General features: G+C 52.2%; 18 protein-coding genes. 3 read left to right on the forward strand and 15 right to left on the reverse strand.

Annotated elements, in window-relative coordinates:
• Positions 1-45 precede the first annotated feature (45 nt).
• The 4 genes from ACO0LI_RS21125 to ACO0LI_RS21140 form a co-directional block, all read right to left on the reverse strand.
• Positions 46-924, reverse strand: coding sequence for a DUF1700 domain-containing protein (locus tag ACO0LI_RS21125; RefSeq protein WP_422951968.1), 879 nt, complete (start codon positions 922-924; stop codon positions 46-48).
• 217 nt (positions 925-1,141) lie between these two features.
• On the reverse strand, positions 1,142-2,704 hold the full coding sequence (gene glpD / locus ACO0LI_RS21130; RefSeq protein ID WP_423035056.1) for a glycerol-3-phosphate dehydrogenase: 1,563 nt from the start codon (positions 2,702-2,704) through the stop codon (positions 1,142-1,144).
• Entirely contained in the window at positions 2,701-3,834 is a 1,134-nt protein-coding gene (locus ACO0LI_RS21135; protein ID WP_423035058.1) for an SMP-30/gluconolactonase/LRE family protein, read from the reverse strand. Before ACO0LI_RS21135 ends, glpD begins: the two co-directional genes overlap by 4 nt.
• Positions 3,835-3,978: 144 nt before the next feature.
• Positions 3,979-4,482 carry a hypothetical protein gene (locus ACO0LI_RS21140; protein ID WP_422951971.1) on the reverse strand — a complete coding sequence of 168 codons (504 nt, stop codon included), beginning with the start codon at positions 4,480-4,482 and terminating at the stop codon, positions 3,979-3,981.
• A gap of 395 nt (positions 4,483-4,877) precedes the next feature.
• Between ACO0LI_RS21140 and ACO0LI_RS21145 the strand changes: the two genes are divergently transcribed.
• Positions 4,878-5,534: a thiol:disulfide interchange protein DsbA/DsbL gene (locus ACO0LI_RS21145; RefSeq protein WP_423035060.1), complete on the forward strand. Its 657-nt coding sequence runs from the start codon at positions 4,878-4,880 to the stop codon at positions 5,532-5,534.
• 70 nt (positions 5,535-5,604) lie between these two features.
• Here ACO0LI_RS21145 and ACO0LI_RS21150 read toward each other — a convergent pair whose 3' ends face one another.
• From ACO0LI_RS21150 to ACO0LI_RS21180, 7 genes are all read right to left on the reverse strand, one after another.
• Entirely contained in the window at positions 5,605-6,000 is a 396-nt protein-coding gene (locus ACO0LI_RS21150; RefSeq protein WP_423035062.1) for a YccF domain-containing protein, read from the reverse strand.
• A gap of 48 nt (positions 6,001-6,048) precedes the next feature.
• Positions 6,049-7,272, reverse strand: coding sequence for an ABC transporter permease (locus tag ACO0LI_RS21155; RefSeq protein WP_422951974.1), 1,224 nt, complete (start codon positions 7,270-7,272; stop codon positions 6,049-6,051).
• The gene (locus tag ACO0LI_RS21160; RefSeq protein ID WP_162043854.1) at positions 7,269-8,024 is read right to left on the reverse strand and encodes an ABC transporter ATP-binding protein; all 756 of its coding nucleotides are present in this window, start codon (positions 8,022-8,024) and stop codon (positions 7,269-7,271) included. Before ACO0LI_RS21160 ends, ACO0LI_RS21155 begins: the two co-directional genes overlap by 4 nt.
• Positions 8,024-9,265: an efflux RND transporter periplasmic adaptor subunit gene (locus ACO0LI_RS21165; protein ID WP_422951975.1), complete on the reverse strand. Its 1,242-nt coding sequence runs from the start codon at positions 9,263-9,265 to the stop codon at positions 8,024-8,026. Before ACO0LI_RS21165 ends, ACO0LI_RS21160 begins: the two co-directional genes overlap by 1 nt.
• Positions 9,266-9,370: 105 nt before the next feature.
• Positions 9,371-10,930: a putative ABC transporter permease subunit gene (locus ACO0LI_RS21170; protein WP_423035064.1), complete on the reverse strand. Its 1,560-nt coding sequence runs from the start codon at positions 10,928-10,930 to the stop codon at positions 9,371-9,373.
• Positions 10,930-11,664, reverse strand: a complete 735-nt coding sequence (locus ACO0LI_RS21175; RefSeq protein WP_422951977.1) for an ABC transporter ATP-binding protein — start codon at positions 11,662-11,664, stop codon at positions 10,930-10,932. The genes ACO0LI_RS21170 and ACO0LI_RS21175 overlap by 1 nt, the downstream gene beginning before the upstream one ends.
• A 140-nt stretch (positions 11,665-11,804) precedes the next feature.
• The gene (locus ACO0LI_RS21180) at positions 11,805-12,317 is read right to left on the reverse strand and encodes a DUF1269 domain-containing protein (RefSeq protein ID WP_422951978.1); all 513 of its coding nucleotides are present in this window, start codon (positions 12,315-12,317) and stop codon (positions 11,805-11,807) included.
• Positions 12,318-12,774: 457 nt separating this feature from the next.
• Between ACO0LI_RS21180 and ACO0LI_RS21185 the strand changes: the two genes are divergently transcribed.
• Positions 12,775-13,527 (forward strand): substrate-binding periplasmic protein, encoded by a 753-nt coding sequence (locus ACO0LI_RS21185; RefSeq protein ID WP_423035066.1) that lies wholly within the window; start codon positions 12,775-12,777, stop codon positions 13,525-13,527.
• 65 nt (positions 13,528-13,592) lie between these two features.
• Here the strand turns inward: ACO0LI_RS21185 and ACO0LI_RS21190 are convergent, their stop codons facing one another.
• Both ACO0LI_RS21190 and ACO0LI_RS21195 read right to left on the reverse strand, forming a co-directional pair.
• Positions 13,593-13,985: a VOC family protein gene (locus ACO0LI_RS21190; RefSeq protein WP_422951980.1), complete on the reverse strand. Its 393-nt coding sequence runs from the start codon at positions 13,983-13,985 to the stop codon at positions 13,593-13,595.
• A 76-nt stretch (positions 13,986-14,061) separates the two neighbouring features.
• On the reverse strand, positions 14,062-16,209 hold the full coding sequence (locus ACO0LI_RS21195; protein WP_422951981.1) for a S9 family peptidase: 2,148 nt from the start codon (positions 16,207-16,209) through the stop codon (positions 14,062-14,064).
• A gap of 264 nt (positions 16,210-16,473) precedes the next feature.
• Between ACO0LI_RS21195 and gshA the strand changes: the two genes are divergently transcribed.
• Entirely contained in the window at positions 16,474-18,114 is a 1,641-nt protein-coding gene (gene gshA, locus ACO0LI_RS21200) for a glutamate--cysteine ligase (protein ID WP_422951982.1), read from the forward strand.
• 90 nt (positions 18,115-18,204) lie between these two features.
• Here the strand turns inward: gshA and ACO0LI_RS21205 are convergent, their stop codons facing one another.
• Both ACO0LI_RS21205 and ACO0LI_RS21210 read right to left on the reverse strand, forming a co-directional pair.
• Positions 18,205-18,429: a hypothetical protein gene (locus ACO0LI_RS21205; RefSeq protein WP_422951983.1), complete on the reverse strand. Its 225-nt coding sequence runs from the start codon at positions 18,427-18,429 to the stop codon at positions 18,205-18,207.
• A 164-nt stretch (positions 18,430-18,593) separates the two neighbouring features.
• Positions 18,594-19,385 carry a TIGR00266 family protein gene (locus ACO0LI_RS21210; protein WP_162061251.1) on the reverse strand — a complete coding sequence of 264 codons (792 nt, stop codon included), beginning with the start codon at positions 19,383-19,385 and terminating at the stop codon, positions 18,594-18,596.
• Between the last annotated feature and the right edge of the window lie 47 nt (positions 19,386-19,432).

The raw sequence follows: 19,432 nt of genomic DNA on the forward strand, positions 1-19,432 counted from the left end.
AACTACAAAACCAAGTAAAACTAAAAATCGAAAACTGCGAACTCATCAGGCTGCATGACCCAACTGTAATTGCGACAAGTTCCAGCGTAAATAATGCTTGAAGCCGATGAAGGTGTATTTGGTCATGAACATGCTCAACATCATCAGGGCAATCGAAGCCAGCAGCAAACCCAAACCTGAGAATAACTTGGTGCCGGAAAAGTGATTACCAAGCTCTACATGCAATTTTTCTGTCTGGCTTTCTGTGCTGACCGTGCGTGTGACCACAGTTGCGGAGGCGGCTGAGGCTGAGGCTGTTGCTGATGCAACTGAAGTAGCTGAAGTAGTGGATGTCGCCGAAGCCACAGATGCCGTTACCGGTGCGGCAGGTAGCGAAGCTGCCGCCTGGCCATGTTCATCCTGTTTTTCACCATCAATGAGTATGCCTGTTTCTGTCACATCCACCCTGACATTGTGATTGCGGATACGATGATTATCGTTGTGATTATGAACATGGTGCCTGCCAACAGGGATATCAAAGTTGAACTGTTCAACACCAGAGATGCTGGCAGCAGTGATGCCTATGCCAGCCACATACATCACCATGGCCACTATATAGGCTGAGCACAGCAGACTGAAGTAGGCCACAGCCGGGATCAGCATGAACAGGTTAAAAATCATCAGACCTATCAGGGCAACCAGCAAACCCGCCACATTGCCAAGGCTGAAATTTGTTTTTAATGCCTGATAACGCATGCTGGTTTTCTTTTGTGCCGCCAGCAGTTCAGGCTTGGGCAGGCCCGCTGCGATTTCTTCTTCAGACTTGCCTGCCACCATGGCATCGACGAACTTGCGCTCATATTCCCACATGGTGTCTTCAATGACGCTGGCGGGCAAGCCATCCAGGGCTTGGCGCAACGCGTTCATATATGCAGTCTTGTTCATGGCCATCTCCCGTTTTTTGATTTGGTATGATCAGAATAAGCAAAGCCGGGAAAGCTAGCCACAGACTTGCGACAGTGCGCAAATTTCTGGGGATAAACTGCGAAACTCGGGGATAGTCAGCAGCCGTATACTGCACCAGGAAACGAGGATGATAGTAGTTTGCTATGACATCTGCATGTCAGGCTGAATGTCAGGCTGAATGTCGGGCTGATACAGGCTAGAGAGCGGGTAACTGGATTGGCGCAGTATGGAGGTCCAGCCATTCCTGCAAATGACTGGTGTCTTCCCCCAGCAAATGCAGGCCCAGGCGGCTGCGGCGCCAGAGTATGTCATCAATCGTGCGTGCCCATTCATGCGTGACCAGATAGGCCGCTTCAGCCACATACAGACCCGGCACCAGCATCTCGCCCATGTCGGCCAGTGAGTATTTATCTTTAAGCAAGACGTGGATACGGCTGCCATAGGCGTGGGCATAGCGTTCTGCCAGATGCGGCGGCAGCCAGGCATATTGTTGCTGGCATTGGTGTATGAATAAGTGAAATTCACTGACGGCGCGGTTTTCTGGCGACTCGCCATAAATATCACCGCCGGGCAGGCAGGCATGTTCTGTCCAGGCAGAGTTGGCATTATTCAGCAGGGGTGCCAGCATGGACAAGGCCTCTTCGGCCAGTTTGCGGTAAGTGGTGATCTTGCCGCCAAATACATTTAGCACCGGTGCACCGGCAGTATCAAGTTCCAGCCGGTAATCGCGGGTCAGGGCGGCAGCTTTTTCCTTGCCTGTTTCCACGGTTTCTTCCACCAGCGGGCGTACGCCTGAATATGACCACAAGACATCGGCAGGGCTGATGGCCTGGGTAAAGTAATGGCTGGCCAGTTCACACAGGTAGGCGACTTCTGCTTCACTGATTGCCACTTCATCGAGTGAGCCCTGGTAATCCAGGTCGGTCGTGCCTATCAGGGTAAAGTCCTGCTCATAGGGTATGGCGAACACGATACGGCCATCAGGATGCTGGAAGATATACGCATAAGGGTGATGGAACAGGCGTTGCACCACGATATGGCTACCCTTGATAAGACGCAAATGCTGGACTGCTCCCTGATGCATGACCTGCTGCAAGGTGTTGATGGCCCAGGGGCCGCTGGCATTCACGAGGCTGCGGCTTTGCACCATCATCATGCTGCCATCGGCCTTTTGCAATTGCACCAGCCAGTGTTCCGCCTGCCGCCTGGCAGACACGCAGCGGGTGCGCGTCATGATGCTGGCCCCTTTTTCTGCCGCCTGCATGGCGTTCAAGACAACCAGACGGGCATCATTGACCCAGCCGTCGGAATAGGCAAAACCACGGCGAAAGTCTGCCAGCAGGGGTTGCCCGGCGATATGTTTTTGCAGATTGATGGATTCGGCACCAGGCAGCAATTCACGTTTCGCCAGGTGGTCGTACAGGAACAGGCCCGCCCGTATCATCCAGGCCGGGCGCTGCCCTTTGTCGTGCGGCATGACAAAACGCAAAGGGCTGATAATATGCGGTGCAGAGCGCATGAGCACTTCACGTTCCTGCAAGGCCTTGCGCACCAGGCCAAATTCATAATATTCAAGATAACGCAAACCACCATGAATGAGCTTGGTCGATGCTGATGAAGTATGCGAGGCCAGATCATCTTTTTCGCACAGGAGTACACTCAGGCCACGCCCTGCAGCATCGCGGGCAATGCCAGCGCCATTGATACCGCCACCGATGACGAGTACATCGACTTCAGGGATGGCGGGCATGCTTTTCATTTCTTGACCAGGTGATTCGGTAACCAGCCTATGCCATGCGCATGCAGGCTCTGGATATACAGGCGGTCTTCGGTCTCGGTGACACCTGTGGTTTCTGGATAATGCCCTGTTGGATCTTGCAAATCAGCGACGATTTTGCCAGCCTCATTAAATGCCAGCACATGGCCATAAGCTGGTGGCACTGGCCACAATACGCGTGGCAGACGCAGGGTAATACTGCGCAGCCAGGGTTTCTCTGCCATGTTATCAATCGCCGCACCGCGTGGCTTGGCCAGGCCCAGCCAGATACGGCCATCGCGGCCACGCATGAGATTGTCAGGGTAGCCGGGCAAATCACGCAGCAGGATAGTGGCCAGTTTTTTATCCGGTTTGTTTTTGATATGCAGGGAATCGGCAGTGACCGCTATTTTCCAGATACGGTATTCACCGGTTTCGGCGACGATGAGGCTTTGTTCATCAGCACTGAGTGCCAGGCCATTGGCAAAGCACAGCCCATCGGCAATCAGGCGCGTCTGTTTCGTCGCGGGGTCATATTCCAATACCCGTCCGGTCGCTGAATGTTCGAGGATATCGAGTACGCTGGCGTGGAAGGTGCCGCCAGATTCCTTGGCACCAAAGCGCTGGCTGGCATCGGTGAAATAAATCTTGCCGGATTTGGCAACGACAACGGCATCGGCATACAGGATGGGGCTGTCGCCTATCTTGTCAGCGAGGACAGTGATTTGCTTGTCAGGCGCAATCGAGAGTATGCCGCGAAAGGCATCTGCTGCAATCATATTGCCTGCCGCATCAAACATGAAGCCCAGCACCCTGCCCTCAGTATTAACCCAGACTTCACGCTGGCTGCCATCTGGCTGCATACGCAAGATCGCACCGGAGGTGACAGCGGCATACAGCTTGCCGTCCGGTCCCATGGCGATATGCTCGGGGCCGGTTTCTTCGCCTATATCTATGGTTTTCAGCGCAGCCAGTTTTTCATTACGTGCATGCGGTGGCGAATAACCGGCAAAAGGCGTGGCCTGCCAGGCAACCGGATTGATAGGCACAGGTGCCAGCAAGAGATAGGCTGCCAGGATCACTATCAGGGCTATGGCCAGCAATAACAGGCGTATGATCCATTTTTTCAACACTCATCTCCTCGCATTTCCGCACAGCGCAAGCAGATTTCCCGCGGGGAAATCCAGGCAAGCCTGTATTTTGCACTGCCTGAATATAATTTTGATATTTATTTTAAGGGATGTTGCGGGAAGACAAACAAAGGTGTATGCAGTTTCTTAGCCGTGACAGTGCACTGCATCATAGGTGCGCAACCAGGTCATCTGTAAAATCCGTGCATCATTGCTGGCCCGGTGGCGTGAAATATTCAAATCTTCCTGCACCTGGTCCTTGGTGGCATGCCACAGGCCCTCCTGCTGTGGACTGATGATTTCGCGCAAATCGGCCAGGCGAAAATTCGGCACCCTGTCGGCCGCATCATATAAGAGCGCCATCCAGACATAGTCCTGGGTCCAGCCATCGGTATATACCGTCATGCCAGCCAGTTCGGTATTCAGTTGCTCGGTCACGAGGCTGGCTGACTTGCCTCTCTCCACCAGGATTTCGCGCGGAATGCAGTGTATGCGGGCAGCATGGACGTCCCAGTGCTGCCAGTCAGATTCTGGCCTGATGAGAGTACACCAGCCTTCGCCATGACGGCGCGAGTAACCTACCTCAATGGGGTAGCTACCTTTGCCAAAGCCTGAGGCTTCGAAGTCAATCACGATGGGCACGGTCATCATTGCAGATGCTCCATAGTCTGGGCTAATCTGGGCTAAAGCGGTGATTGCTGCTGGGCTGACATCTCCCCCTGTCACTCCGGTAAGGGACGGGGAGTACGAGTTCATTTTTCTACGAATACCAGCGTCATGCAAGTTTTTGCGCAAGATTTTGGTCGTTTGCACTGCTATTTAAAGATATTTCATGAATATGTCGCAATTTATAGTCTGTTTGTATCAAGACTTCATATCCGTGAACAATATCCGTGAACAATTTCGCTAACTGCCTGTCCAACAGCAGTCTTCAACCGCTAATGTGCTGAGTCGCTGCCAGATTGCCAAAATACTGTTAAGCTCAGCGCCTTGTTTTGCTACCTGATTTTTGCTACCCGATTTTTGCTATCTGATAAAAGGAACCCATGCGCTTCTTACGCTTATTACTTGTCACCCTGGGCTTTGTCTCTGCGACAGCGCTCGCCTCTCCAGCCGCCCCAAAAGAAGGTAGCGATTTCATTGCCCTCAAAAACCCGCAAGCCACCCAGGCCACGGGCAAGAAAATTGAAATCATCGAGTTTTTCATGTACCACTGCCCGGCATGTAATGCGCTGGAACCAACCATCAATGAGTGGGTGAAAAAGCAGGGCGACAATATCGTTTTCCGCCGCATCCATTTGCCACTGACCGGTGCCAAAGACCCAGAAGCACATCTGTTCCTGACACTGGAAGCCATGAATCTGGAAGCCAGCCTGCATGCGAAGGTACTGGCTAGCTGGCATGTGGAAAGAAACCGTTTGTCCAGCGACGATGACAATATTGCATGGGCAGTCAAGAATGGCATAGACAAAGCCAAGTTCGTGAGTTTTTATAATTCTTTCTCTGTACTTGGCAAACTACAAAGTCTGGGCAAGCTGGTTTCCAGCTACCAGGTCGATAGCACCCCGACCTTTATTGTCGATGGCCGTTTCCTGACCAATCCGGCGATGGTAGGTGGCGCTAATAGCAATATTTCACGCGACCAGTTAGGCGCAGCGACCATGCAGGTACTTGAAGGCCTGATGGCGAAGAGCAAGAAATAATCAGCTGTACCAAAACAAAAAAAGCTCAGGACTAAAAATTCTGAGTTTTTTTTGTTTTTTTGTTCTGGCTTTATTTATCCACCACCGTCTTACCTATAGGCGCGACAGCAATTGCTGCCAGCTTCAGATGTTGTATCCCAAAAGGTATGCCTATGATGGTGATAAAGCAAAACAGGGCAGATATCAAATGGGCCAGGGCCAGCCAGATACCGGCAAAGATGAACCAGATGATATTGCCTATCATGCCCAGTGCCCCGGTACCTATGTCTTCCTGCCCGCTGACATCGGCGCGGTTGACGACTTCTTTACCAAAAGGCATGAAGCTCAACTGGCCTATGACAAAACAGGCCCTGCCCCAGGGTATGCCGATGATGCTGATAAAGGCGAGCAGACCTGCGAACCACCATGCCAGGCCGGTAAAAAAACCACCCAGTATCAACCACAAAATATTACCCAGTAAACTCATCGCTCGCTACTCCTTATTTTTTTCTCATTTGTTAGTCGTCAACATGTATCACTCATAGCGCAGGCAATCAACGGGTAATAAACGTGAAGCGCGGCGTGCCGGATAAAAACCAAAGAAAATGCCAACAAAGCTGGCAAAGCCGCAGGCCACCACCATGGCTTGCAAACCGATGACGACTTCGAGTTTGCCGGTAGAAGTAATCGCCGCCGCACCCGCCATCGCCAGCAAAATGCCTATGATGCCGCCGACCAGACAAATCACCACAGCCTCGGTCAGGAACTGCAACAACACATCACGCGGCTTGGCACCTATCGCCATGCGTATACCTATTTCGCGGGTACGTTCAGTGACTGACACCAGCATGATATTCATGATACCTATGCCACCCACAATCAAAGAGATCGCACCGATGGCACCCAGCATCGCAGCCAGGCCCGCACTGATCTTGGCACCGGTCTCGGCAATCGAGGCCAGGTTATCGATGCGGAAATCATCTTCCTGCCCGGCCTTGATATGGTGGCGGTCACGCAGCATGTCCTTGATGTCTTCTTCTGCGTCCTTCAACTGCTTGTCGCTCTTGCCCTGCACCACGACATAATGCACATTGCGCGGGAAAGGGCTGCGCATCAGGGTCGCGCGGGCAGAGGTAATCGGGATCAACACCATCTCACCGAGGTCACCACCATCAAACATGCGGCCCTCCCCCTGCAAGACACCAACCACCTGGAAGGGTACATTGTCGATGCGCACGAACTGGCCTATGGGGTTGTCCTTATAAAAGAACTGATCAGCCAGCTTCTTGCCTATGATGACCATGCGTGCCGCACCACGGATGTCGGAATCACTGAACTCATTACCCTGGTCCACTTTCCAGTTGCGCACCTTGAACATTTCTGGCGTGACACCGAGCACCGCATTATTGGAATTATCATTCCCTACGGTCAGCTGGAAAAACCCTTGCAAGGCAGGCGCAGCGCCATTCAGGCTGCTTAAATCATTCAGTGCCAATGCGTCTTCTACCGACAACGAAGGTGCAGTACCAGTACGTGCGCGCACGCCCTGGGTACGGTTCGCGCCTGGCGAGATAATCATCAGATTGCTGCCCAATACTTCCAGCTCCTTGGCGATGAATTTTTTCGCGCTTTCACCAACGGCCAGCATCATGACGACCGAGGTAATACCGATGATAATGCCCAGCATGGTCAGGGCCGTGCGCAAGCGATTGGCATTCATGGAACGGAATGCCTCTATAAAAACCTGGAGGAAATTCATTTGCTACCTCCCTGTGCTTCTGAGTATTCGGCATGCGAGGCCGCCAGTTGGCGCAAGCCTTCTGCTGCCGGGCCATCGTATAAAACATGGCCATCCTTGAGCCGTACCAGACGTTTGCTATAGGCGGCAATATCCGGCTCATGCGTGACCAGCAAGATGGTGATGCCACGGTCGGCATTCAATTGCTGCAAGGAGCGCATGATGTCTTCACTGGTCTGGGTATCCAGGTTACCGGTAGGCTCATCCGCCAAAATCAGGGGCGGATCAGCCACCAGGGCACGGGCGATGGCAACACGCTGTTGCTGGCCGCCAGACAATTGATTCGGCAGGCGTTTGGCATACTCCTTGAGCCCCACTCTTTCAAGTTCCACCAGCGCCTTCTTGTGTGCCTTGTCACGCCCGACACCCGCATAGATCAAAGGCAGGGCGACATTTTCTGCCACGCTCATGCGCTTGATGAGGTTGAAGCTCTGGAATACAAAACCGATAGTGCGGTTGCGTATGGTTGCCAGTTCAGCACGCGACAGGCTCAGGGTATCAACCCCATTGAGCAGATAAGAACCGCTACTGGCCTGGTCGAGACAACCAAGTATATTCATCAGCGTGGATTTGCCGGAGCCGGACTGGCCCATGACGGCCAAAAAATCGCCACGCGGCACCTGCACATCTATGCCATGCAAGACCTTGGTTTCTACGCCGCCAGAGAAATAACTCTTGGTCACCTGGCGTATCGCTATCAGGGTATCGCTCATCAGCGTGCCCCGGCTTTATCCAGTGCGCGGGTAATGACTTTGTCACCAGGTTTCAAATCACCGGAAATGACTTCGGTGTATTTAAAATTCGACAAACCGATTTTGACATCGACAGTTTTGGCCTGATTCTTGTCATCGAGTTTGTAGAGTTTGAAGGTGCGGGTCAGGTCTTTTTTGGTACGGAAGGCCACGTCATCATCAACGTCAGGCGCTGGCAAATTGGCACTGGCGGAAGCTGAGGCAGCAGCCGATCCGCTGGCATTTTTTTCCTTGTCCTTGAGCGCCTTGGCTTCTTTGGCCTGCTCTTCTTCGCTGGGCTTGTAACGCAGCGCAGCGGTAGGTATGCGCACGACGTTTTCACGGCTGCCAACGACCAGGCGCACCTGCGCTGTCATGCCGGGTTTCAGCAATTCATCCTTGTTATCGACATCCAGCACCACGTTATAGGTCACCACATTCTGCTGCACATTCGCCGCGAGGCGGAACTGGCGCAACTTGGCTTCAAATTCACGGTCAGGGTAGGCATCGACGACAAAACGCGCAGGCAAACCATCCTTGAGCAAGCCGACATCGGCTTCTGATACGCTGGTATCGATCTGCATCTTGGTCAGGTCACGCGCAATCTGGAACAGGTTAGGCGTCTGGAAAGAGGCTGCCACAGTCTGCCCCATATCAATCGTGCGCTTGATGATGACGCCATCTATAGGTGAACGTATGACGCTGTTGTTGAGGTCAGCCTTGACACGGTCTAGTTGTGCACGCGCCAGTTTGATATTGGCATCTGCCACTTCGACTTCGCGTTTGGCCTGGTCCATGGCGGTGCCAGAGATATAGTTTTGTGTGACCAGCTTCTGGTTACGATCCAGCGTGGCTTGCGCCAGGCGTTTTGATGCCTCGGCAGATGCCAGACTGGCTTCACTTTGCTTGATCTGGGCATTGAAGATGGTCGGGTCGAGCTTCAGCAAAACCTGGCCCTGCTTGACGCGGTCATTGAAGTCGGCCTTCAATTCCACCACCGTACCAGATACCTGCGAACCTACATTGATCAGTGCCACCGGATTGAGCGTGCCGCTGGCCGTGACAGTCTGGGTGATATTGCCTTTGTCAGCGGCAGCAGTTTTGTACTTGGGTTCCTCTTCCTTGGCCTTGCTGTTTTCCTTTTGATAGTACATGGCGACAGCACCGCCAACCAGCAGTACGGCAAGGGCTACAAAAACGCGTTTCTTCGTGAACACAGGCATGGTAAGAGATTTCCCAGGTTGTTAGGTACGCAGCAATGAAGCAGAAAGAAGCCAGAAAAACACAAAAAAAAGACCAATAATAGGCTGATGATAATAGACTAATGATTAAAGATTTCGTTCAATACGGCTAAACCAGGCGACACCCAGGGCAAGTGTAGCAACGGCAATAGGTGCAAACACCCAGATGCCATATTGCATCCCAACAAAGATGCAGGCAGCCCAGGAAAAACTGGTGGCAGCCTCAAGCAGATTTGCCATCAATTGCGTCTGCCCGCGCTTGTTGAACTGGGCGCGGCTGGCCGGTTTGGATTGCCACAGATGGATCAGCGCCGAACTCAGCATCGCTGCCAGGGTGCAGGCGATGACGGCCAGGCCCAGTAAAAATTGTTGCATCAGCAACCACAGCAGTGCAGGTAAAATCAGTATCAATATAGGCAAAACTGCCGCCAGCAATTTGCTGCTGAGGATGAAACTGCCTTTGACTGGCGCTGCCTGCAACAGGTCAGGCGCATCTTCCGCAGCGATGATGATCCAGATCAGTGAACCGGCCAGCGATGCAGCCAGGAACACCAGGCCGGATGCGGCACCTGGTAATAGCGCTTTGGATTTGAAAATCAAAAAGAACAAGGGAGCGATATACAGTAATTGCAGCAAGACCTGGGAAATCAGGTTAGGGTCGCGTGCTATCAGACGCCACTCCTTGAGTATGATGGTACTGCGCAGGCTGCGGCCAAAGTGGGTGGCATGCCCTGCCCTACCCTGCTCCCGCCCCTGAGGGACAGCTTTGCGGACTTGTCCAACTGCCTGTTGCACGCCAGTGATAAAAAACTTGTGGGTGGACTGTGCTGTCAGCCAGTAGATCAGGGCACTGAAAAGCAGGAAACCCGCTATGGCACCTGGTGAACCAAAGAAGGCCTTTGCGGGTGTCCACACGATGCTGTCTGCATCCAGCATACCACCGGGCTGGAACCAGGGCATGATATGTTGAAGCATGCCTTCACGCATGTCCTTGCCCAGATTGCCGAATAACTGAGTGATGATAAACATGCCTGCACCAGTCAGGGCACCAAGGATTTGTGCCACCGTCTTGGTCTTGCGTACCCCCAGGCTCTTGACCAGCGCCAAGGTCAGCAACATCGACAGAGCTGCGGCCAGTACAGCCATGGCAAACAAGGCAGGATAAATACCCAGCCAGCGCCATTGACCCAAGATCAATCCTGTATTCGCCACTGGCGTCAGCAAGGCAAAGAACCAGATGCCTACAGAAAAGATAATGCCGGTCAGCCTGACCTTGAATATGGTCTGTGATGACAGCGGCGACGACAACAGCAAATCCAGATCGCCACGCTCGAACAATGCCCGCACGCTGCGCGTCAAACCCAGCGACAGCATGAAACTGAAAATCACCAGCATGGCGAGACCTGCGCCAATCAGCATGGGTGCTGGCAGCGCATCTTGCAAGACTGGCATCTTGCGCATGAGCAGCCAGACACCAAAGTGGGCAGACAGATACATGAACCCCAGGAAGCAAATACTAAATGCAGTCATGCCACGCGCCGCCTTGCGGCCAGGCTTGTTCTCGCCCATATCGTAGTAAGCCAGACGACACTCGTGCGCCAGCAACCAGGCGGCACTGCCTGGTTTGAATTGCAAAACACGCGCCATTATGCGGGCTCCGTCAATTGCAGGAAAACCTCTTCCAGAGTACCCGCAGTCTGGCTGGTCTGGTTGCGCAATTCTTCCAGCGTGCCTTCCGCAATGAGCTTGCCGTTTTGTATGATGCCTATGCGTTCTGCCAGGCGCTCGGCCACGTCGAGAATATGGGTGGTCAGGATAACCGTGCCACCCTGTTTGACATGGTTCAACAAGACATCCTTGACCTGTCTGGCAGCGGCAGCGTCCAGACCCGTTAGTGGTTCATCAAGGATGATCAGTTCAGGCTGATGTATCAGGGCACCGGCCAGCGCCAGCTTTTGCTTCATGCCGCGCGAGAAACCTTCGGTCAGCTCGTCTGCATGCTTCAACAAATCCAGCCATTCCAGCAATTCACGCGCCTTGGGTTCAGCGACTTCTGCCGGGACACCCCACAGGCCAGCGACAAATTCCAGATACTCAAATGGCTTGAGCTTGTTGTACAGCATGGGGTCGTCAGGCAGGTAAGCGAGCTTGCTCTTGGCCAGTGCTGGGTCGGCAGCCAGTTCCTGCCCCAGTATATGGATGCTGCCAAAATCGGGAGAGATCAACCCTGCCACCATGCGCAATGTCGTGGTCTTGCCCGCACCATTGGGCCCCAGCAAGGCATATAACTCACCACGACGCACGGTGAGGTTCAGGTTCTCTACGGCTGGGCGGCCAAAGTTCTTGCACAGCTGGTGCAACTCAAGGGCATTCACTGTCATGTTCGGCAATGTTGTATAAAAACCAGTCATTGTATGCCGAATTGGCGCTTATGCAAGCGGGTCGTTTTGGAGGAACAAAGATGCCGCACCCTGCTCACAAAGGACAGAGTGCGCGCATGCAGAAAGCAATCAATTAACTGTTAACTGAACACCGGCACATGCGGATCAACACCACCAAAGCGGATTTCAGGGTGGCGATTACTGACCAGCTGCTGGATTTCTGCTATCCGCTTGAAGGGCACATCCACCATCAGCAAGACTTTGCCGCTGTCTATGTCATCCATGAAAGGCTGGAGACTGGAACTGGGTATGGACTTGGCCGCCTTGCCAGATGCCCAGGAGCCAAACAGCGAACCACCTATCGCAGAGACCAGTACCGCCAGTATGCGCATTTCTATGCCTTCGGGCGGAAAGATCAGCCACAGTCCACCCGCCAGCAAGCCTGCGATACCGCCGATGAGCATGCCAACTTCAGCACCATGTATGAGGTCCGTTTTCTGGAAAGAATTAGCTTCCGGCATATCGGCTGGCAGCATGCCTTCCCTGGCGCAAAAATGCATGTGTCGCTCATCTATGCGTGCAAGTAAAAGTTCATCGAGCATGGCCCTGGCGCTGGCCAGATCAGGCAACATGAAATACAGTCTGCGTCTCATGACTATCTCCATTAAGGTAAGAAAGCACTGAGGCAGTTGCGAGAATATCGCGGTGACCACCATGGTCAGGGGACAAGACAGCAAGCATCGTATGCTCTGCCTGGTTAATTGCAAGATCAGTTGGCCTGTCGTTGAAGCTTGCCTGGCCATCTTGGTTTTACAATAATCTCCAGCAGAAAAAAACGACAGGATGTGCAACTGCCTTAATCATTGTTATAGACAATTCCAGGCAAAATACAAATGGCAAATTACTCTCGTTCTGGACACTTATTTGGCAGAAAAAAACAGCCTACGTGATAAAAATTCGCTTGACCTGACCGGCCATAGCCTGAATACTGGAATTTCTCTGGGAACATGATTTTTACTCAGACTTGCAAGCTTGGTAAAACGACCAAAAAATGGCTACATCAAGCTATATTGGACTACATTTTGGCTACATTTGCAGTATGGGACTAAGATGAGAAAATTCATTTTCCTGCTTGCTTTACTATTCAACCTGCCCGGTCAGGCGCAGCCCGCTGCCGACGGGCAAATCAAATGGGTCTCTGCCGAACTTCCCCCTTATCTATGGTTGCAGAAAAATGCTCCGCAAGGCTATGTGCATGAATTAATTACGGCCATGTCAGCCCAACTGGGGCGCAAACCCGATCTGAGTGTTTATCCCTGGGCCAGAGCAGTCAAGATGACCAAAGACGGCCAGACTTATGGGGTTTTCCCCCTGGACAGAACGGCAGAGCGGGAAACCAGCTTCAAGTGGCTGATCCACCTGACCTCGACACCCAACCGGTTTTTTGGCAAACGTACGATGACCGCTGGCAGTATCAATATTGAAATTGCCTCACTGGAGCAATTGCGCGGTTTGCGGGTAGGTATCATACGTGGCTCTTCACTTGAACAAGAATTACATGCGCAAAATTTTCGGAATATTCGCTTTGAAAAAGATTATCAAAGCCTGCTGAAGTTATTGCAACTGGGCGGGCTCGATGCGATTTATTCAGGTTATCCGGTGATGGTCTCTGCGATAGAAGAATTTGGTTATCGTCTTGAAGACTTTACCACCGGGCTGACCATGGGTGGTGCCGAGCTGTATATGGCAAGTTCTTTAGGCGTCAGCGAAGAAGAAGAACGTGCCTGGCGCAGGGCTTATGAAAACTTGCAAAAAGATGGCACGGTACAGAAACTGCAAAAGAAATATTTTTCATGGGAATAAAAATCCCGCTGACGAGCTTCGGCTCATTATCAAGCGGGATTTTCTCATCATCGGTTTGAATGATACTAGCCGCCCATAGGCGTGCACAATTCCACCAGGCTGCCATCAGGGCAACGCAAATAAGATACTACCTGGCCCCAGGGTTTTTCAGCCGGGGCAGACAATTCCTTGGCACCCGCAGCAATCGCCTGCGCATGAGCAGCAGCTACATTGGCGGTGGTAAACGCGACTTCCATTCCCAATGGCTTTTCTGAACTGTGTGCAGCTACATGACCACAGGAATAATTCATATCGCCCATGGCATGCGCAGCAAAAGCCAGCGTCGTAGCACCGGTATCAAGCTCGCCGTACATGCCTGATTCATGCAGGAAACGGGTAGCAAATCCAAAGGCTTTTTCAAAGAAGGCCAGCGATGCGGCAACGTCAGGGACATAGATAATGGTGTAAGCGAAGTTCATGCCTCATTCCTTATATTTTCAACAGACTGAAGCTGGTCTCATCATGCAGGATGAGACCAGATTAATGACAAACCAATTATTCTTTAATACCCCATTGCGACAGCATCCAGGCCATATTGAATGCATTTTCGCGCAGGGCATCGTAACGACCTGATGCACCACCATGCCCTGCTGCCATATTGGTTTTCAACAGCAGCGGATTTTTATCGGTTTTAAAATCACGCAGTTTGGCCACGTATTTGGCTGGTTCCCAATACATGACCTGGCTGTCATTCAAACCTGTGGTCACGAGCATGGCTGGATAAGCCTTGCGCGCGATATTGTCATACGGTGAATAGCTGCGCATATAGTCGTAGGCCGGTTTTTCATTCGGGTTACCCCATTCCAGGTATTCACCTGTGGTCAAGGGCAGGCTGGCATCCATCATGGTGTTCATGACATCGACAAAAGGCACGGCAGCATGCACGGCATGGAACAAGTCAGGACGCATGTTGACAACTGCCCCCATCAGCAAACCACCGGCACTGCCGCCTTGGATGATCAGCCTGTCTGCACTGGTCCATTTCTGTTTGATGAGGTAGTCAGCACTGTCGATGAAATCATAGAAAGTGTTTTTCTTTTTCATCAGCATGCCATCTTCATGCCAGTGCTCACCCATGTCACGGCCACCGCGTATATGTGCCTGCACATAGATGACGCCACGGTCCAGCAGGCTAAGGCGGCTGGAGGTAAAGGTCGCTTCGGTGGAATAACCATAGCTGCCATACGAGTACAACAGCAAAGGTGCAGAACCATCGAGTTTCACACCCTTTTTATACACCGCCCACAAGGGTACCTTGACACCATCCCTGGCCGTCATCCACAGGCGGCGGCTCTCATATTTGCTGGCATCATAGCCGCCGACGACTTCCTGCTGCTTGAGTACATAGCGCTGACCTGTCGCCATATCCACATCCAGCGTGGTCACTGGCGTTACCGGTGACTGATACGACATGCGGAAGCGGGTGGCAGAAAACTCGGGAGTACCTGCGCCGGTGGCGAGATACACAGGGTCATCAAACTTTACTGTCTTCCATTGCTTGTTGTTGAAGTCATAGATACGGACGCGATTCAGAGCCTGGGTCTTTTCAGTGACAACCATATAATCCTTGAACAGGTCGGCACCAAAGACCAGTACCTCAGGATCATGCTTGACCACTTCCTGCCAGTGCTTGCTGTCCGGTGTTGCCAGTGGTGCACGCACAACGCGGAAGTTCTTGGCATCCTTGTTGGTAACGATATACAAATCGCCATTGCGGTGTTCCAGAAGATAGCGATGACCTTTCTCACGACCGAGCACGCTGTGGAATTTTTCTTGCGGTTTATCTGCCGCCAGCAGCATGACTTCACTGGTATCGGTAGCGTGGATATTGACGACGATGAACTTCCTGTCGCGGGTGGTGCTCACCTGCAGGTCAAACTGCTCAACGGCTTCGTGCATAACTTCTACTGGCGGCTTGCCTATCTCCATGCGGAACAGGCGGTCAGAGCGTTTGGTGGTGGCATCTTCCTGCACATAGAACAGGGTCTTGTTGTCAGCGGCCCAGGCCATTGAGGTTATACGCGGTTGACTGTCGCTGAGTATTTGCCCGGTGCGCAGATTCTTGATTTGCAACTGGTACTGGCGATAACCCACCGTGTCTGTCGTATAAGCCAGCAATTGCTCATCCGGGCTGATGGAGCTGCCACCAACGGCAAAGAACTTTTGTCCCTTGGCCATTTCATTCTGATCGAGCAGGATTTCTTCTGCGGCCTTGTCGTCATAGGCCATGTCAGAGCCTGCACGACGGCGGCAATACAGCTGATATTGCTTGCCCGCCTCGGTACGCGAGTAATAATAGTAATTGCCACGGCGCACAGGTACGGACAAATCCACCTCTTTCATCCTGCCCTTGATTTCTGCATACAGTTTTTCCGACAGGGGTTTGATGTCTGCAGTCAGTGCTTCGGTATAGGCATTTTCTGCATTCAGGTAAGCAATGACCTCAGGATTTTCTTTTTTCTGCAGCCAGCGATAATCGTCAGTGACGACCTCGCCATGTCGGGTTTCCTGCCATTTGATCTTTGCTGCCACGGGTGGCACGGGAGAAGAACCTGGTGTGGGCTCAGCAGCCAGCACCAGACCGGAAGTTGCCAGACCAAGTACACTGGCTGACATGAGTACAGACATCTTTTTGATAGACACTTCAACTCCTGTATGAAATTAATTAGAGCATTCTAAAGCGATGCCAACAAAACAAGGAAATTTTTCTTTCATTGCTGCATTGCGGGATTGATTGGACTTCATTGACCTTGAAACCGGCTGGTCATGAGACTGTTATAAACTAAAAAAGTTTTCATATTTGAAATTTGAGCGCTGTCGTATGCCATTTTCATTTTTCGGCTATGCTTGCTCGATATTTTTTGCAAATCTGATTGCAAAGACAACAAAATCTTGAAGGAAGACACCGTGAGCACTCTGTTAAACCGACGCCTGGCGCTACTAGATAGTGATGCAAACCGTCCTTTGCTTGCTGGTGGCCTGCGTGGCATAGAAAGAGAAACCCTGCGCGTGCATGCGGATGGCAAACTGGCTTTGACACCACACTCACCGGCACTGGGTTCGGCCTTGACCAATCCACAGATCACGACCGATTATTCTGAATCCCTGCTGGAGTTCATCACCCCGGCGGAGCCAGACATCGCCACCGCGCTGGACGAACTCGACAATATCCACCGCTTTGCCTATACCGTCATGGGCAATGAAATGCTGTGGCATCAATCCATGCCTTGCAGCCTGCCGGAAGAAAAAGACATCCCTATCGCCTGGTATGGCAATTCGCATATAGGCATGATCAAGCACGTCTATCGCCGCGGCCTGGCGCTGCGTTATGGCAAGAGCATGCAATGCATCGCTGGCATCCATTACAACTATTCGCTGACTGAAGATTTATGGAAAGTCTTGCAGCAGGCCGAACATAGCAGCGGCAGTGCCATGCATGTGCAGTCTGAAAGTTATATCGCCCTGATACGCAATTTCCATCGTTATAGCTGGTTGCTGATGTATCTGTTTGGCGCTTCACCTGCGCTATCGACACCTTTCCTGCGTGGCCGCCCGCATCAACTGGAAACTTTATCGGACGATACCCTGTACCTGCCATATGCGACCAGCCTGCGCATGAGTGACCTGGGTTATCAGAACAATGCCCAGTCCGGCCTGGTGCCGCCATATAACACCTTGCTGGAATACATGCGCAGCCTGTCGCTGGCAGTGCGCCAGCCCTACCCTGAGTATGAAAAGATAGGCACGCGGCAAAACGGTGAATGGGTACAGATCAATACCAATGTGCTGCAGATAGAAAACGAGTTTTATGCAACGATACGGCCAAAACGCGTCATCAAAACCGGCGAGCGCCCGGTAGAGGCGCTGTGCGCACGTGGAGTGCAATACATAGAAGTACGCTGCATGGACGTCAATCCCTTCGACCCGCTCGGCATCAGCCTTGAGACTTCACGTTTCCTCGATGCCTTCCTGTTGTTCTGTGCGCTGGAAGAAAGCCCTTTGACCAATCAGGTTGAAGGCGATGAAAATGTCGAGAATTTTGCGCTGACCGTCAAACAAGGCCGCCGCCCTGGCCTGATGTTGTCGCGCCATGGCGAACCCATTTCATTGCAAGACTGGGGCAAGGAATTACTGGAACGTATTGCCCCGGTAGCAGCCCTGCTTGATGCCCAGCGTGGCGACACCTGTCACGCGCAGGCAATGCAGGTACAAACTGAAAAACTGCAGCACCCTGAACTGACACCATCAGCCAAGGTACTGGATGCGATACGCGCCGCAAATAATTCTTTCACCGAGTTCGCCCTGCAGCAAAGCACGCGCCTCGCAAATGAATTCCGCGCTCGCCCGCCTGCACCTGAGCAACTTGCCTTGTATACCAAAATGGCAGAAAAATCATTGGCGGAACAGGCAGAGATGGAAAGCACGCAAAGCGGCAGCTTTGATGAGTTTATTTCGCATTACGGCTCGCGCACTTCCAGTGAAATATGCTGCGAATCTTTTAATGAAGCATCCTTGCTGCAAAATATCGAAACGCAAGCTGCAAATTAATTCCAGCTTCTTTTTCTACTGATTTCTACTCATTTCTCCTCTATTATCAGGGGCTGTTGCGCACCTTGCCGGCTGCCACCAGCCCCTGCCTCATTTCTTTTCCGTCCCCTTGTTGCGCAAGTCTTCGCGCTGCTTTTCATATTGCTCGTAACTCGTCTTGTTTTGTTGCAGGCAAGTCTTGCGCTCGTTCCAGTCCTGCAGTTTTTCACATTGACGCTGGTTGGAGTCTTGCCCCAGGTCATAGACAACGGCACAGCCTGTCATAGCCAGCTGGCTGGAAAGTACTAAGGACAGAACGAGTATTTTTTTAAACATGGCAACCTGGGTAAATTTGTTAAATCAAAGTAGTAATCTGCTATAAGCAGGAAGATAGACAGGAGTAAGCCGAATTTAGTTCCTGCAAAGATTGCTTATCGAGCCGCAAAAATAAAAAGCCCGCTTATGCAGAGCACAAGCGGGCTGGTCTCATAAAAATTGGTTTAATCTTTTTCAAACAAATTGCCAAGACCACCAAGTACCGAGCCTTGCTCACCGCCCTGGCTGCCACCAATTTTTGATGCGCCGACGATGCGGTTAGCCAGACGTGCCAGAGGCAGGGATTGCAGCCAGACTTTGCCAGGGCCGCGCAGGTGGGCAAAGAATATGCCTTCACCGCCGAACAAGGCTGTTTTAACGCCGCCGACAAACTTGATGTCGAAATCCACTTCTTGGGTAAACGCCACAACGCAGCCGCTATCGACGCGCAGGGTCTGGCCGGGATGCAGGGTCTTTTCTATGATGGCGCCACCGGCGTGCACAAATGCCAGGCCATCACCTTCAAGCTTTTGCAGGATAAAACCTTCGCCACCAAAGAAACCGGCACCTAGACGTTTTTGAAAGGCGATGCCCAGTGACACGCCTTTGGCAGCACAAAGGAAGGCATCTTTTTGGCACAGCAGCGTACCACCGAGCTGATCCAGATGCATGGGAATGATCTTGCCAGGATAAGCCGCGCCAAAGGCAACTTTTCTCTTGCCAACACCACCGTTCATGAAGACCGTGGTGAACAGGGATTCACCTGTTACGAGGCGTTTGCCAGCGCCCAGCAATTTGCCAAAGATGCCAGTCTGACCGGCAGAACCATCACCGAAGATGGTTTCCATCTGTATGTCGTCTTCCATGTAGAACATGGTGCCGGCTTCACCAATGGCGGCTTCGCCTGGGTCAAGTTCAACTTCGACGAATTGCATATCGTCGCCAAAAATTTCGTAATCTATGACATCCATCGCCATGGTAGTTCCCATACAGTAAATTAATCCGCAGACCCATGCGGCAGTGC

The organism is Undibacterium sp. Tian12W, assembly GCF_049339405.1.
In the GTDB taxonomy this organism is placed as follows: Bacteria; Pseudomonadota; Gammaproteobacteria; order Burkholderiales; family Burkholderiaceae_D; genus Undibacterium.

Coding starts and splice junctions, on each gene's coding strand:
- ACO0LI_RS21145 (WP_423035060.1), top strand. CDS start 4,878: ATGCGCTTCTTACGCTTATTACTTGTCACCCTGGGCTTTGTCTCTGCG.
- ACO0LI_RS21140 (WP_422951971.1), bottom strand. CDS start 4,482: ATGATGACCGTGCCCATCGTGATTGACTTCGAAGCCTCAGGCTTTGGC.
- ACO0LI_RS21165 (WP_422951975.1), bottom strand. CDS start 9,265: ATGCCTGTGTTCACGAAGAAACGCGTTTTTGTAGCCCTTGCCGTACTG.
- ACO0LI_RS21160 (WP_162043854.1), bottom strand. CDS start 8,024: ATGAGCGATACCCTGATAGCGATACGCCAGGTGACCAAGAGTTATTTC.
- ACO0LI_RS21175 (WP_422951977.1), bottom strand. CDS start 11,664: ATGACAGTGAATGCCCTTGAGTTGCACCAGCTGTGCAAGAACTTTGGC.
- ACO0LI_RS21180 (WP_422951978.1), bottom strand. CDS start 12,317: ATGAGACGCAGACTGTATTTCATGTTGCCTGATCTGGCCAGCGCCAGG.
- ACO0LI_RS21210 (WP_162061251.1), bottom strand. CDS start 19,385: ATGGCGATGGATGTCATAGATTACGAAATTTTTGGCGACGATATGCAA.
- ACO0LI_RS21205 (WP_422951983.1), bottom strand. CDS start 18,429: ATGTTTAAAAAAATACTCGTTCTGTCCTTAGTACTTTCCAGCCAGCTG.
- ACO0LI_RS21185 (WP_423035066.1), top strand. CDS start 12,775: ATGAGAAAATTCATTTTCCTGCTTGCTTTACTATTCAACCTGCCCGGT.
- ACO0LI_RS21150 (WP_423035062.1), bottom strand. CDS start 6,000: ATGAGTTTACTGGGTAATATTTTGTGGTTGATACTGGGTGGTTTTTTT.
- ACO0LI_RS21155 (WP_422951974.1), bottom strand. CDS start 7,272: ATGAATTTCCTCCAGGTTTTTATAGAGGCATTCCGTTCCATGAATGCC.
- ACO0LI_RS21190 (WP_422951980.1), bottom strand. CDS start 13,985: ATGAACTTCGCTTACACCATTATCTATGTCCCTGACGTTGCCGCATCG.
- ACO0LI_RS21125 (WP_422951968.1), bottom strand. CDS start 924: ATGAACAAGACTGCATATATGAACGCGTTGCGCCAAGCCCTGGATGGC.
- ACO0LI_RS21170 (WP_423035064.1), bottom strand. CDS start 10,930: ATGGCGCGTGTTTTGCAATTCAAACCAGGCAGTGCCGCCTGGTTGCTG.
- glpD (WP_423035056.1), bottom strand. CDS start 2,704: ATGAAAAGCATGCCCGCCATCCCTGAAGTCGATGTACTCGTCATCGGT.